The 12,652-nt window shown below is 65.3% G+C and carries 8 protein-coding genes and 4 pseudogenes; 7 read left to right on the top strand and 5 right to left on the bottom strand.

Annotated elements, in window-relative coordinates; genetic code table 11:
• Positions 1-49 precede the first annotated feature (49 nt).
• On the bottom strand, positions 50-1,828 hold the full coding sequence (locus V3B48_RS15055) for a monovalent cation:proton antiporter-2 (CPA2) family protein (protein WP_329894003.1): 1,779 nt from the start codon (positions 1,826-1,828) through the stop codon (positions 50-52).
• 341 nt (positions 1,829-2,169) lie between these two features.
• On the opposite strand from V3B48_RS15055, the gene mgtE reads away from it, so the two are divergent.
• Together mgtE and V3B48_RS15045 are read left to right on the top strand one after the other, a co-directional pair.
• Positions 2,170-3,540, top strand: a complete 1,371-nt coding sequence (gene mgtE / locus V3B48_RS15050; RefSeq protein WP_125893373.1) for a magnesium transporter — start codon at positions 2,170-2,172, stop codon at positions 3,538-3,540.
• 144 nt (positions 3,541-3,684) lie between these two features.
• Positions 3,685-6,405: a bifunctional acetate--CoA ligase family protein/GNAT family N-acetyltransferase gene (locus V3B48_RS15045; RefSeq protein ID WP_154264788.1), complete on the top strand. Its 2,721-nt coding sequence runs from the start codon at positions 3,685-3,687 to the stop codon at positions 6,403-6,405.
• Positions 6,406-6,468: 63 nt separating this feature from the next.
• On the opposite strand, the pseudogene V3B48_RS15040 reads toward V3B48_RS15045, so the two are convergent.
• Both V3B48_RS15040 and V3B48_RS15035 read right to left on the bottom strand, forming a co-directional pair.
• Positions 6,469-6,579, bottom strand: a pseudogene (locus V3B48_RS15040) (YbjQ family protein); the annotation flags it as partial.
• 686 nt (positions 6,580-7,265) lie between these two features.
• A pseudogene (locus V3B48_RS15035) lies at positions 7,266-7,389 on the bottom strand (IS5/IS1182 family transposase); the annotation flags it as partial.
• A gap of 159 nt (positions 7,390-7,548) precedes the next feature.
• Between V3B48_RS15035 and V3B48_RS15030 the strand changes: the two are divergent.
• The 4 genes and pseudogenes from V3B48_RS15030 to V3B48_RS15015 all read left to right on the top strand — a co-directional run bounded on the left by V3B48_RS15030 (position 7,549) and on the right by V3B48_RS15015 (position 9,314).
• Complete coding sequence (locus V3B48_RS15030; protein WP_253143679.1) at positions 7,549-7,926, top strand: hypothetical protein; 378 nt, start codon at positions 7,549-7,551, stop codon at positions 7,924-7,926.
• A 177-nt stretch (positions 7,927-8,103) separates the two neighbouring features.
• Positions 8,104-8,296, top strand: a pseudogene (locus V3B48_RS15025) (IS5/IS1182 family transposase); the annotation flags it as partial.
• A pseudogene (locus V3B48_RS15020) lies at positions 8,285-8,554 on the top strand (ATP-binding cassette domain-containing protein); the annotation flags it as partial. The pseudogenes V3B48_RS15025 and V3B48_RS15020, both read left to right, overlap by 12 nt.
• 52 nt (positions 8,555-8,606) lie before the next feature.
• Entirely contained in the window at positions 8,607-9,314 is a 708-nt protein-coding gene (locus tag V3B48_RS15015) for an alpha/beta hydrolase (protein WP_134951294.1), read from the top strand.
• A gap of 113 nt (positions 9,315-9,427) precedes the next feature.
• On the opposite strand, the gene dkgB is transcribed toward V3B48_RS15015, so the two are convergent.
• Entirely contained in the window at positions 9,428-10,237 is an 810-nt protein-coding gene (gene dkgB / locus V3B48_RS15010; protein WP_032129158.1) for a 2,5-didehydrogluconate reductase DkgB, read from the bottom strand.
• An 88-nt stretch (positions 10,238-10,325) separates the two neighbouring features.
• Positions 10,326-11,540 (bottom strand): MFS transporter, encoded by a 1,215-nt coding sequence (locus V3B48_RS15005; protein WP_134951296.1) that lies wholly within the window; start codon positions 11,538-11,540, stop codon positions 10,326-10,328.
• A gap of 107 nt (positions 11,541-11,647) precedes the next feature.
• On the opposite strand from V3B48_RS15005, the gene V3B48_RS15000 reads away from it, so the two are divergent.
• Positions 11,648-12,550 (top strand): LysR family transcriptional regulator, encoded by a 903-nt coding sequence (locus V3B48_RS15000; RefSeq protein WP_049398665.1) that lies wholly within the window; start codon positions 11,648-11,650, stop codon positions 12,548-12,550.
• Positions 12,551-12,652: the final 102 nt, after the last annotated feature.

The raw sequence follows: 12,652 nt of genomic DNA, 5'->3' as shown, positions 1-12,652 counted from the left end.
CGCCCCACTACCTCATTGTGGGGGGGGGGCCGCCGGTGGGGCGCCACGCCTACTTGCCGTCGCTTTCCGCGTCGGCCTCGAACAGGTGCATCAGATCGTTGCGTGCATCGCGCGAGGTCTGGATCACCGCTGCCTCGTCGTCGTAGACCAGGTACTGGTCGCGCAGCAGCTGCTCGTCGTGCTCACGGAAGCGCTGCACGTGGCGTTCGGCCACTTCAGGTGCAACACCCAATGCAGTCAGCACGCGCCCGCTCATTTCCAGGCTGGTGCCGAACACTTCGCGGAACGGCTCGGCCGACATGTCCATCAGGCGCCACGCATGCTGGCGGTTGCGTGCACGCGCCAGCACCTTCGCGTCCGGGTACAACCGGCGCACCATGCGCACCGCGCGCAGGTTGGTCTCCGGGTCGTCCACGGTGATCACGAACACATCGATGTGCTCGCCGCCGGCCGCGCGCAGCATCTCCGGCCGGGTCGGGTCGCCGTAGTACAGCTGGTTGCCGAAGCGGCGCAGGTCGGCCACGGTATCGGGGTTCGCTTCCAGTGCCACGAACGGCACCTTCTGCGCGGTCAGCAGGCGCGCGATGACCTGGCCGAAGCGGCCCATGCCGGCAATCAGCACCTTCGGCCGGTTGTCCGGCGCCACCTTGTCGGCCTCGGCTGCCTCGCGCGGCGTTGCCTTCTCCTGGCCGAGCAGCTTGAACAGCGCGATCATCAGCAGTGGCGTGATCGCCATCGACAGGCCGACGATCGCCACCAGGCGGTCATGGTTGGCGTTGCCCAGCAGGTGCGCGCGCTGCGCTTCGTTGAACACCACGAAGGCGAACTCGCCGCCCAGCCACAGCACGCTGCCCAGTAGCAGCGAGTGCCGTGAACTGAGCTTTGCGATGCGCCCGATCACGTACAGCAGGCTGAATTTGACCACCAGCAGGATCGCCACGCCGGCGGCGATCAGCCACGGCTCGGCAGCGATGCGGTCGAGGTCGATGCCCATGCCCACCGCAATGAAGAACAGGCCCAGCAGCAGCCCCTTGAACGGCTCGATCTGCGCTTCCAGTTCGTGCCGGAACTCCGAATCGGACAGCAGCACGCCGGCCAGGAACGCGCCCAGGCTGGGGCTGAGGCCGGCCTCCTGCATGAACCAGGCGGTGCCCAGCACCACCAGCAGTGCGGTCGCGGTGAATACTTCCGGGCTGCGGGTACGCGCGATGATGCCGAACACCTTGCGCAGCACCGGTCGCCCGCACAGGATCACCACCGCCAGCGCGCCGAGGGCCACGGCGGCGTCTTCCCAGCGCAGGGTCTCGTTCTTTACCCCGCCCAGCAGCGGGATGGCCGCCAGCAGCGGAATCGCGATCAGGTCCTGGAACAGCAGGATGGCGAACCCGAGCCGGCCATGGTCGCTGTTGATCGCCTTGTGTTCTGACAGCAGCTGCAGGCCGACCGCGGTGGACGACAGCGCCAGTGCCACGCCCACCACCAGTGCGCTCTTCCATTGGAAATGGTCGAGCAGCAACAGGCCGCCCAGCACCAGCCCGGACAGCGCCACCTGTGCCGCACCGGCACCAAACACCGAGCGCCGCATCACCTTCAGGCGGGCCGGTGACAGTTCCAGACCGATCACGAACAGCAGCATCACCACGCCGATCTCGGCGGCGCCGAGGATGCGGTCGGCGTCCTGCACGAAGCCCAGCCCGTCCGGGCCCAGCACCACACCGGCCGCCAGGTAGCCCAGCACCGCGCCGAAGCCGAACTTCTTGAACACCGGCACGGCGATGACCGCCGCCAGCAGCAGCACCAGGGCCAGTTCCAGACCACCGCTATGCATGGGAATACCTGGTCATCGGGGAAGCCCGCGGTGCGTCCGTTCGGGTGGGGGAAGGGGAGGCGAGTGCCACCGCGTCATTATGCGCGCCGACCTGTGTATGCACGAGAACAACTCGCCGGCCGTCGGCGCGGGGTGGCCGGGTTGACCTGCATGGCCCACGGGTCCAGACTGCCCGCCGCTGGCGGCGCGTCCGCCGGCACACGCATCCCGGAGTCCCCAACCCATGTCCAGCGACAGTAGAAGTCGACCTCGTTCGACGCCAGCGATGGCCACCGCCTGACATCGGGACGGTTTGCCTGCGTTGGCGTTGCGCGAGGTCGCACCCCCACAAGGCAAAACCGATGAACCAGAAGCAATTGCTGCGCCCGGTGGCCGATGCCGCCGCACTGGCCGCACCGCTGGCGAACTACAACACCGCCGACGCGGTGGAATTCCTCAATACGCTGGAACTGACCCGCGCCGCGGAAACGCTGGCGGCGCTGCCGTTGCCGCGTGCGGTGAAGATGCTCGAAGCGCCGGAGCTGCACCGCAGTGGCGAACTGGTTGCCGCGCTGCCGCCGGCGCGGGCTGCGGCGCTGCTGGGCCTGATGGCCGATGACCGCGCCACCGACATCGTCCACGAGCTGGATGAGGAAGAACGCGCGCGGCTGATCCCGCTGCTGGGCACCGACGCCCGCCAGGCCATCCAGAAGCTGCTCAGCTACCCACCGAACACTGCCGGTGCGCTGATGACCACCGAGTACGTGGCGGTGCCTGCCAGCTGGACCGTGGCGCAGACCCTGCAGCACATCCGCCAGGTCGAGCGCACCCGCGAGACGGTGTACGCGATCTACGTGCTGGACCCGGCCAGCCAGCAGCTGCAGCAGGTGGTGACCATGCGCCGGTTGATCACCGGCCTGCCGGAGGAGTCGATCCTGGACGTGGCCCAGGTCAATCCGCCGGTCACGGTGGACGCACTGATGGACCAGGAAGAAGTGGCACGGCTGATCCGTCGCCACGACCTGCTGGCGATCCCGGTGGTGGATGCGCAGCAGCAGATGCTCGGCATCGTCACCGTCGATGACGTGCTGGATGCGTTGATCGAGGAATCCACCGAGGACGCGCACAAGTTCGGCGGCATGGAGGCGCTGGACAAGCCGTACATGCAGATCGGTTTCTTCGAGATGCTGCGCAAGCGCGCCGGCTGGTTGAGCGTGCTGTTCCTGGGTGAGATGCTGACCGCCAGCGCGATGCAGCACTACGAGGATGAACTGGCGCGCGCCGTGGTGCTGACCCTGTTCATTCCGCTGATCATGAGCTCGGGCGGCAACTCCGGCTCGCAGGCCACCTCGCTGCTGATCCGCAGCCTGGCACTGCGCGAACTGCGCCTGCGTGACTGGTGGAAGGTGGCCCTGCGCGAAGTGCCCACCGGCATGGTGCTGGGCGCGATCCTTGGCTGCCTGGCCATCGTGCGTATCGTTATCTGGCAGCTGGGCGGCCTGCACGACTACGGCGAGCACTGGATCCTGCTGGCGATCACCATCGGCGCCGCGCTGGTCGGCATCGTCACCTTCGGCTCGCTGTCCGGCTCGATGCTGCCCTTCATCCTGAAACGGCTCGGCTTCGACCCGGCCAGCGCTTCGGCGCCGTTCGTGGCCACCCTGGTGGACGTGACCGGCCTGGTGATCTACTTCAGCATCGCGGCGATGATCCTGCACGGCACGCTGCTGTAAGCCGGAACCATCGTGCTCTGGTAGGTGCCGACCTTGGTCGGCATGCAGAACAAAAAGGGGACGGAGGGGATTAAGTCGTTTAAGGCACATGAGGCACAAACGACTTAATCCCCTCCGTCCCCTTTTTTTGGGTACCGTAGGCGCATGAGTACCTACCACCTGCAGTCCGTGTTTCGTCCGCAGTCGGTCGCGGTGATCGGCGGCAGTCCACGTGAGCGTTCGGCCGGGCGCGCGGTGATGCGCAACCTGCGTGGCACCGGCTTCCCCGGCAAGGTGGCCTGGATCAACCCGCGGCATGCCGAGATCGATGGCATCCGCACGATCAAGCGGTTGAAGGATCTGGACTGGGTACCGGACCTGGTCGTCATCACCGCACCGGCGGCGATCGTGCCGCAGGTGGTGCGTACCGCCGCCGAACGCGGCGTGCAGGCCGCGATCATCCTCACCGCGCACCTGGGCGAAGGCCCGGGCTCGTTGTCGGAACAGGTGGAAACGGTGGCGCGCAAGCATGGCCTGCGCATCCTTGGCCCGCACTGCCTGGGTGTGATCGCACCACATGCACGGCTCAATGCCAGCATCGCCGCGCACTTCCCGCAGGCCGGTGACCTCGCGCTGATCTCCGAATCCTCGGCGATTGCGGCGGCGCTGGTGGAATGGGGTGTGGCGCGCTCGGTCGGCTTCTCCGCCGTGGTCTCGCTGGGCGACACGATGGACGTCGACTTCGGCGACCTGCTCGATTACTTCGCCACCGACTACCGTACCCGCGCCATCCTGCTCTACGTCGAGCAGATCAAGGATGCGCGCAAGTTCATGTCGGCCGCGCGTGCCGCCGCGCGTGCCAAGCCGGTGGTGGTGGTGAAGTCCGGCCGTGCCGAGCGCGTGCAGCCGGGCAGCCGCGATACCCATGTGCAGGCCCTGGCCCGCGCCGATGATGTGTACGGTGCTGCCTTCAACCGCGCCGGCCTGCTGCGCGTGGGGGCGCTGGACGAGCTGTTCACTGCCGCCGAATCGCTGGGTCGGTTGGGGACGTTCCCCGGTCGCCGCCTGGCCATCCTCAGCAACGGTGGTGGCGTGGGTCGCCTTGCGGTGGACCAGCTGATCGCATTGCGTGGCACGCTGGCCAACCTGTCCGACAGCACCATCGAGAAACTCGACGCGGTGCTGCCGCAGGGCTGGTCGCGCAGCAATCCGGTGGACATCGTGGTCGATGCCGATGGTGACCGCTATGCCGCGGCCATCGAAGCGCTGCTGGCCGACAACGAGAATGATGCGGTGATGGTCGTCAACGTACCGACCGCATTCACGTCATCGGCGGACGCGGCGCAGGCGCTCACCCGCACACTCGGCCTGCGCCCGCGCCATCACCGCGACAAGCCGGTATTCGCGGTGTGGCTGGGCAACGACGACCAGGCCACGGCCACGCTCAACGCGGCACGCGTCCCGACCTACCCGACCGAGGCCGAAGCCGTACGTGGCTTCCAGCACCTGGTGCGCTACCGCGAAGCGCAGAACGCGTTGATGGAAACGCCGCCCAGCCTGCCGCAGGATTTCAGTGTCGACACGGCCGCCGCGCGCGCACTGGTCGATGCCGCGCTGGCCAACGGCCAGCAGTGGCTGGACCCGCTGGCCACCCATGAACTGCTCAAGGCCTATGGCATTCCGTCCGCGCCGGTGATGCATGCGCGCGATGCGCACGAAGCGATGGACCTGGCGCAGCCGCTGCTGGAACGCGGTGCCACGGTCGCACTGAAGATCCTGTCGCCGGACATTCCGCACAAGTCGGAAGTGGATGGCGTGCGCCTGAACCTGTCCACGCTGCCGGCGGTGCAGAGCGCGGCCAACGCGATCCTGTCGCGCGCACGCCAGCTGCGGCCGGATGCACGCATCGATGGCCTGCTGGTACAGCCGACCATCGTCCGCCCGAAGGCGCGCGAACTGATCGTCGGCATCGCCGATGACGCGACGTTCGGTCCGGTGATCGTGGTCGGTCGCGGCGGCACTGCCGTCGAAGTGATCAATGACAAGGCGCTGGCGCTGCCGCCGCTGGACCTGCGCCTGGCCCATGAGCTGATCGGCCAGACCCGCGCCTCGCGCATCCTCAAGGCTTACGGTGACGTGCCGGCGGCTGACGAGCGCGCACTGGCGCTGGCGCTGGTGAAGCTTGCACAACTGGCTGCCGATATCCCCGAGGTGCGCACGCTGGACATCAACCCGCTGCTGGTCGACGGCAAGGGCATCCTCGCCCTCGATGCCCGCGTAGCGGTGGCGCCGTCGCGCATCCTGCACAAGGGCCGCGGCCATCCGCGTTTCTCGGTGTTCCCGTACCCGAAGGAGTGGGAGCGCACCATCGAGCTGTCCGATGGCGGCCGTGCCTTCGTGCGCCCGGTGCGGCCTGAGGACGACGCACTGTTCCGTGCGTTCTTCGCCCGCGTCAGTGACGAGGATCTGCGCCTGCGTTTCTTCCAGTCGGTGAAGCACTTCAGCCACGAGTTCATCGCGCGCCTGACCCAGCTCGATTACGCACGCTCGATCGCGCTGGTGGCGATCGAACCGCGCAGCGGCGAAATGCTGGGCGCGGTACGCCTGCACGCCGATGCCGATTACCACCGTGGCGAGTACGGCATCCTGATCCGTTCGGACCTGAAGGGCCACGGCATCGGCTGGCGGTTGATGGCGATCATGATCGAGTACGCCAAGTGGCTGGGCCTGGACGTGGTCGAAGGCCAGGTGCTGCGCGAGAACAGCACCATGCTGGCGATGTGCCAGAGCCTGGGCTTCAAGACCAGGCTGGATCCAGACGATCCGACGGTGATGATGGTGACCCTGCCGGTGCAGCAGGTCGAGGTGCCGGCACCGGACTTGTAGAGTCGAGCTTGCTCGACTGTCGCCATCGGGAAGCAGTCGAGCAAGCTCGACTCTACGGCCAGGTTAGCGGAGGGGCTCCACCACCACCGCCGTGCCATAGCACAGCACCTCGGTCAGCCCGGTCATCACATCGGTGGCGTCGTAAAGCAAGCTCATGCTGATGATTGCGCTGCTGTCAGTCGTTCTGACGATTGAATACAGACTACAACGATGGCTTGTACCCTGCGCCAGTGACGTCCGAATGGTCCCCTCATGTCGGCGTACCGGGTGCCTGCTGTGTCTCTTGCGTAGGAGTGACTGAATTACCAGAAGGAAAGAAGCGGCTACTGACGCATTTCGCTCTTCAACTCAGCGAAGAAGCAACGCTACCATTGCGCCACTGCGTGGCGGCGACCCTTCGTGACCTTACTGAAAGAAGATGTTTCCCGATGTTGCAGGCATGAGGAAATCTGTGAGGATCCAAGGTATCAACGAAAAGACCTTCGCCAGCTGCGTGTGCTGCCTAGCTATGGTGGCCGCAACTGCAGGCGGTCGGATCTTGCCGTTCTTGTTCATAGGAGCGGTTGTCATTGTGATAGCCAGGCGTGCCGACGTCAGGCGCGAGCGGATTCGGGAAGAGCACGCGTCGAAATGATCACTTTGTAAGGATGCCGCTTGAGCTGCTCCTGCGGCTGATTCCCGCAAGGGCGCCAAGTCCGTACTGGTTTCAATGCGGCAGCTGATGGACCAGAGCAATCGTCATGACTCTTCTCGACGCTTGGCATGGAGTCCGCGCGAGTCATGCAGGGTATCTTGACCTGAGAACGACTGATGAGCCGGTCGAACAGCCGCATCGAATCAATCTCGTGCAGCGCTTACTACATGCCCGGATCGCTCAATGCACATCACTGCTGCAGCAGGCGGGTCCATCTCGTAAAGGAGAATCTCGCGCCGGGTCTGCTTGGGCTTGCCCAGGCCCTGCGCATCCCCAAATGTCAGGCGTATGATGTATTCCACTATGCGACTTAATAGTGTCCCCCAACGCCGAAATCCGTGGCGGGCACTGCTGCACAGTTCGCAGGGAGCTGTTCAGAACATCCCTAGCTCTGGTAAATCATTAGCTGGATCGCGGCGCTTTCGCCCTGCGATCCTTTGAGGGTCGATATGAAGATTACTGATGGATTTGATGGGCGGCATGGCAGGTTCTATTTCATTTCCCTGGTAGCAATGGCGTTTGCCTCAGCGCTGATGCTGGTGGCGGCGCTTCGGGGTGCTGAGCCTTTGCAGGTTCCTCAGGAGGTCGGAGTTTTTGTTACCGCATTTTCGCTGTTGTGTTCGACGGCAAGTTACCTGTTAATAGGGAAAATTAAGTGCTCGTTCCTGCTGCTTGGGATTTCGGCTGCCGTATTTTCTGCCGCTCTATGGTCGTTCGGTGCGCCTTTGTCGTTCGTGCTGCTTTTGGCACTTCCAGCTCTGCTCTTGTTTTTTATTTCAGTTATTTTTCGGGATGAGGTAGATGTGCAGGTCGAGAGGGATGACTAGCGTTCTGTATCTATAGATTGGTTTGTTTCTAGTCCATCGATGACTGATAGCTGTGCGAGATTTGTCGTCCTCATGGCCTGCATCTACGGACGTTCTGAACAACTATTTCGGTAGTACCGTCCGCTGGCCGGCAGCCTGAGAGACAATAGAGGCACACGTTGAGAAGCATCCATGTAGCTGACATTTGGCGATACGCAGGGTCTGGGCAAGTGCAAGCAGACCCGGCGCGAGATTTTCCTTTACGAGATGGACCCGCCTGCTGCAGCAGTGATGCGCATTGAGCGATTCGCGCATGTAGTTGGCGCTGCACGAGATTGATTCGATGCGGCTTTTCGCCCGGGTCAGCGAGCTTGATGCGATCCCGGATGACCAGTTGTTTGCCGGAAGCATTGCCGACAACATCAGCGGCTTCGATAGCGGCTTCGATGAACAGCGCATCGAGGAAACTGCTCGGATGGCAGCCGTGCACGACGATATCGCGGGGCTGCCGATGGCTTATCACGGTCTTATCGGAGACATGGGCAACTCGCTTTCAGGCGGTCAGAAACAGCGCGTGATTCTGGCCCGTGCCCTCTACCGCCGGCCTCGGATTCTGTTTCTGCATGAGGCCGCCAGCCATCTTGATGTCATGCGCGGTCGCTGGCATGGCGCCGCCACCGCACCGGCGCGACAATACCCCCATGACCAACCGTATCCCCCTGTTGCTGCTACCCGGCCTGCTCAACGATGCCGAGCTGTGGCGCTCACAGCTGGCTGACCTGGCCGACATCGCCGATTGCACGGTGGGCGACCAGACCCGCGGCGAAACCCTGCAGGGCGTGACCGAGGACGTGCTGGCGCAGGCGCCGGAGCGCTTTGCGCTGGCCGGTTTCTCGCTGGGCGGTTTCGTCGCCCAGCAGATCCTGCGCATCGCGCCCGAGCGCGTGCTGAAGCTGGCGTTGATCGATACCTCGATCCATGCCGATTCGCCGGAACGTGCCGAGCAGCGCCGCAGCCAACGTGCCAGCGTGCGCTTGCCGGGAAAATTCCACGGCTTCGGTGACGTGCTGATGCGCAGCTACATCGATGCTTCTCGGCTGGATGACTACGTGCTGGTGCAGCGTGTGCGCGACATGACCGCGCGGTTGGGCGCCGAAGTGTTCCTGCGCCAGAGCGCGCTGGAGCGCCGCGATGGCCACGATGTGCTGGCCGGGTACCGCGATCCGCTGCTGATCGTCTGCGGCGCAAACGACCGCATCACGCCGCTGGCGGTGAGCGAGGAGATGCACGCCCTGGTGCCGCACTCGCAGCTGGTGGTGGTGCCCGATTGCGGGCACCTGGCACCGATGGAAAAGCCGGACGAGGTCAGTGCGGCCATGCGTGGGTGGTTGCTGCAAGGCGAGGGATAGCTCTGCCTTTGGTAGGTGCCGACCTTGGTCGGCACGATGTGTCATCGACTGACCAGAGGCCAGTGCCGACCAAGGTCGGCACCTACGATTCCGATACGTAACCCCAGTTGGGATCAATCCCAGGCCGGGGCAATCCCTTCCGGATTCGCGAGGCGATGGCCGCGATCCAGCTTGGCGATCTGCGCCATGTCTTCGTCGGTCAGGCGTACGGCCGCTGCTTCCAGGTTGGCTGCCAGGTTTTCGCGCTTGGTCGACGACGGAATGACCGAGAAGCCCTGCTGCAGCGCCCACGCCAGCGCAACCTGCGCCGGGGTGGCCTGGTGGCGGCCGGCAATGGCCTGGATCACCGGGTCCTTCAGCACTTCGCCATAGGCCAGGCTCATGTAGGCGGTGATGTGGATGCCGTTGTCCTGCAGGAACTTCACCAGCAGGCGGTTCTGCAGGTACGGGTGGATCTCGATCTGGTTGGTGGCGATGGCTTCGGCGCCGAGGATCTCGATCGCCTTGCGGGTCTGCGCGATGGTGAAGTTGGAGATGCCGATCTCGCGGGTCAGCCCCTGCGCCTTGGCCTCGGCCAGTGCCGGCAGGTATTCCTCCATCGGCACGTCGACCTTGTCATTCGGTGACGGCCAGTGGATCAGCGCCAGGTCGACGCGGTCGGTGCGCAGCTTCTCGAGGCTGGTACGCAGGCTGGCCAGCAGCGCATCGCGCTTGAACTCGGTGATCCACACCTTGGTGGTCAAGTACAGATCATCACGCGGCACGCCTGACTCGGCGATGGCCTGGCCGACTTCGGCTTCATTGCCGTAGATCTGCGCGGTATCGATGGCGCGGTAGCCGACCTCCAGTGCGTTGCGCACCGAGTCGATCACGGTCTGGTCTTTGAGGCGGAAGGTGCCGAGACCAAAAGCGGGGACAGTCATGGGAAGCTCCAACGGGGGGAAGGGAGTAGCAGAAGGAAGAGGGTAGGACAGGCACCGTATGCATGCCGGCAACGGTGCATTGCATGGATCAATGCGCGGTGGCGGCAATGCCGTCGGCGCGGTGGTCGACGCCATCACGGCGGTCGAGGCGGCCACTGAGCACGGTCAGCGCGTAGGCCAGTACGACCACCAGCGCGCCCAGCCAGGGCGTATGCATCAGGCCGATGTGCTCCACCACCAGACCGCCCAGCGAGGCGCCCAGGGCGATGCCGACGTTGAACGCGGCAATGTTCAGGCCCGATGCCACGTCGGTGGCCTGCGGTGCATAGCGCTGCGCCTGCTTGACCACGTAGACCTGCAGGCCGGGCACGTTGCCGAATGCCACCGCACCCAGCGCCAGCACCGTCAGCAGCATCAACCAGGTGTTGTAGGCAGTGAACGTGAGCACGAACAGCACCAATGCCAGCAGTCCGAAGATGCGCTTCAGCGCGGGCACCGGACCCAAGCGGTCGGCCATGCGCCCGCCCCACAGGTTGCCGATCGCCACCGACACGCCGTACACCAGCAGCACCAGGCTCACGGCGTTGGCCGGAAGGCCGGTGACGTCCTGCAGGATCGGCGCCAGATAGGTGAAGGCCAGGAAGGTGCCACCGTAGCCCAGCGCGGTCATCGCATAGACCAGCAGCAGGCGTGGCTGGCCGAGCACGGCAAGCTGCTGGCGGAGGCTGGCCGGCGCACTCTGCGGCAGGTTGCGCGGTACGAACAGCAGCGCGCCGATCAGGGCGACCACGCCGAGGCCGGCTACCGCCAGGAAGGTCGCGCGCCAGCCCAGATGCTGGCCGATGAAGGTGCCCAGCGGCACGCCGGTCACCAGCGCCACGGTCAGGCCGGTGAACATGATGGCGATCGCGCTGGCTGCCTTCTCCTTCGGTACCACGGCGGTGGCGATGATCGCGCCGATCGAGAAGAACACGCCGTGCGCCAGGCCGGTGAGGATGCGGGCGATGATCAGCGAGGTATAGCCGGGTGCCATCCAGGCGACGACATTGCCGAGCGTGAACAACACCATCAGCGCCACCAGCAGTTGCTTGCGCGGTACGCGTCCGGTCAGCGCAGTCAGCACCGGCGCACCGATGGCCACACCCAGCGCGTACAGCGAGACCAGCAGGCCGGCCGAGGGCAGGCTGACCTGCAGGTCGCCGGCGATGGTCGGGATCAGGCCGACGATGACGAATTCGGTGGTGCCGATGGCAAAGGCACCGAGGGTCAACGCCAGCAGGGCGAGGGGAATGCCACGGATCATGACAGGGTCCAGCAGGAGGAAGAGGCTGCGCAGTCTGCGCCGCCGACCTTTGCTGAAAAACCGGTCTTCACGCCAATCACTATTGCCGTGCAGTCAATAATAGGGGCATGAAGACCACTCTCGATGAAATGCAGGCGTTCCTTTCGGTGATCGACAGCGGTTCGATCAGTGCTGCCGCCGAGCAGCTGGGGCAGACGCCCTCGGGTGTGAGCCGCGCGCTGGGGCGGCTGGAGGACAAGCTGGGGATCACCCTGCTGACCCGCACCACCCGCCGCCTGCACCTGACTGCCGAGGGCGAGGCGTTCCTGCGCCATGCGCGCGCGATCATCGATGCGGTGGAATCGGCCGAGGAACAGATGGCGGCGCGCCGCGAACGCCCGGCGGGGCGCCTGCGCGTGGATGCGGCGATGCCGTTCGTGCTGCACGTGATCGCGCCGCTGGTGGCCGGCTATCGCGCGCGTTACCCGGAAGTGCAGCTGGAACTGAACAGCTCCGACCGCTACATCGACCTGCTCGAACGGCGCACCGATCTGGCGATCCGGATCGGCCCGCTGGCCGACTCCACCCTGCATGCGCGGCTGCTGGGCCGCTGCCAGCTGCGGCTGGTGGCCAGCCCGGACTACCTGGCCAGGCACGGCGAACCGGCCAGCGTCGCCGCGCTGGGCCAGCACACGCTGGTCAGCTTCAACGAGCCGGAATCACTCAACCGTTGGCCGCTGCCCGGAGAGTCGGATGGGCTGCTGCTGGTGCGGCCGGATATCGCCGTGTCCAGTGGCGAGACGTTGCGCCGGCTGGCGGTGGAAGGTGTGGGCATCACCTGCCTGTCCGACTTCGTCACCGATCGCGACCGCAGCGCCGGCACCCTGGTGCAGGTGCTGGCGGGGCAGACGCTGGATGTGTACCAGCCGATCCATGCGGTGTACTACCGCAACACCGCCGTATCGTCGCGGATCAGCTCGTTCGTGGATTACCTGGCCGACGCGATGGCGCAGAGCGACTACGTGCGCTGAGGTTGCCGGCCAGCGGCCGGCACTACCGCATGCGCCGGTGGGCGCGGCTGCGCTGGTGGGTGCGGACCGTTGGTCCGCACTGATCCTGCCGTGGCCCCGACC

The sequence above is a fragment of the Stenotrophomonas sp. SMYL20 genome (assembly GCF_036320045.1).
Classification (GTDB): domain Bacteria; phylum Pseudomonadota; class Gammaproteobacteria; order Xanthomonadales; family Xanthomonadaceae; genus Stenotrophomonas; species Stenotrophomonas maltophilia_A.
Note: the sequence above shows the minus strand (reverse complement) of the source record. Positions and strands in the feature narration are given on the sequence as shown.

Bases quoted from the DNA above. Each gene is read 5' to 3' on its own strand.
- V3B48_RS15015 (WP_134951294.1), top strand. From the start codon at position 8,607: ATGACCAACCGTATCCCCCTGTTGCTGCTACCCGGCCTGCTCAACGAT.
- V3B48_RS15055 (WP_329894003.1), bottom strand. From the start codon at position 1,828: ATGCATAGCGGTGGTCTGGAACTGGCCCTGGTGCTGCTGCTGGCGGCG.
- V3B48_RS15030 (WP_253143679.1), top strand. From the start codon at position 7,549: ATGAAGATTACTGATGGATTTGATGGGCGGCATGGCAGGTTCTATTTC.
- mgtE (WP_125893373.1), top strand. From the start codon at position 2,170: ATGAACCAGAAGCAATTGCTGCGCCCGGTGGCCGATGCCGCCGCACTG.
- V3B48_RS15045 (WP_154264788.1), top strand. From the start codon at position 3,685: ATGAGTACCTACCACCTGCAGTCCGTGTTTCGTCCGCAGTCGGTCGCG.
- V3B48_RS15005 (WP_134951296.1), bottom strand. From the start codon at position 11,540: ATGATCCGTGGCATTCCCCTCGCCCTGCTGGCGTTGACCCTCGGTGCC.
- dkgB (WP_032129158.1), bottom strand. From the start codon at position 10,237: ATGACTGTCCCCGCTTTTGGTCTCGGCACCTTCCGCCTCAAAGACCAG.
- V3B48_RS15000 (WP_049398665.1), top strand. From the start codon at position 11,648: ATGAAGACCACTCTCGATGAAATGCAGGCGTTCCTTTCGGTGATCGAC.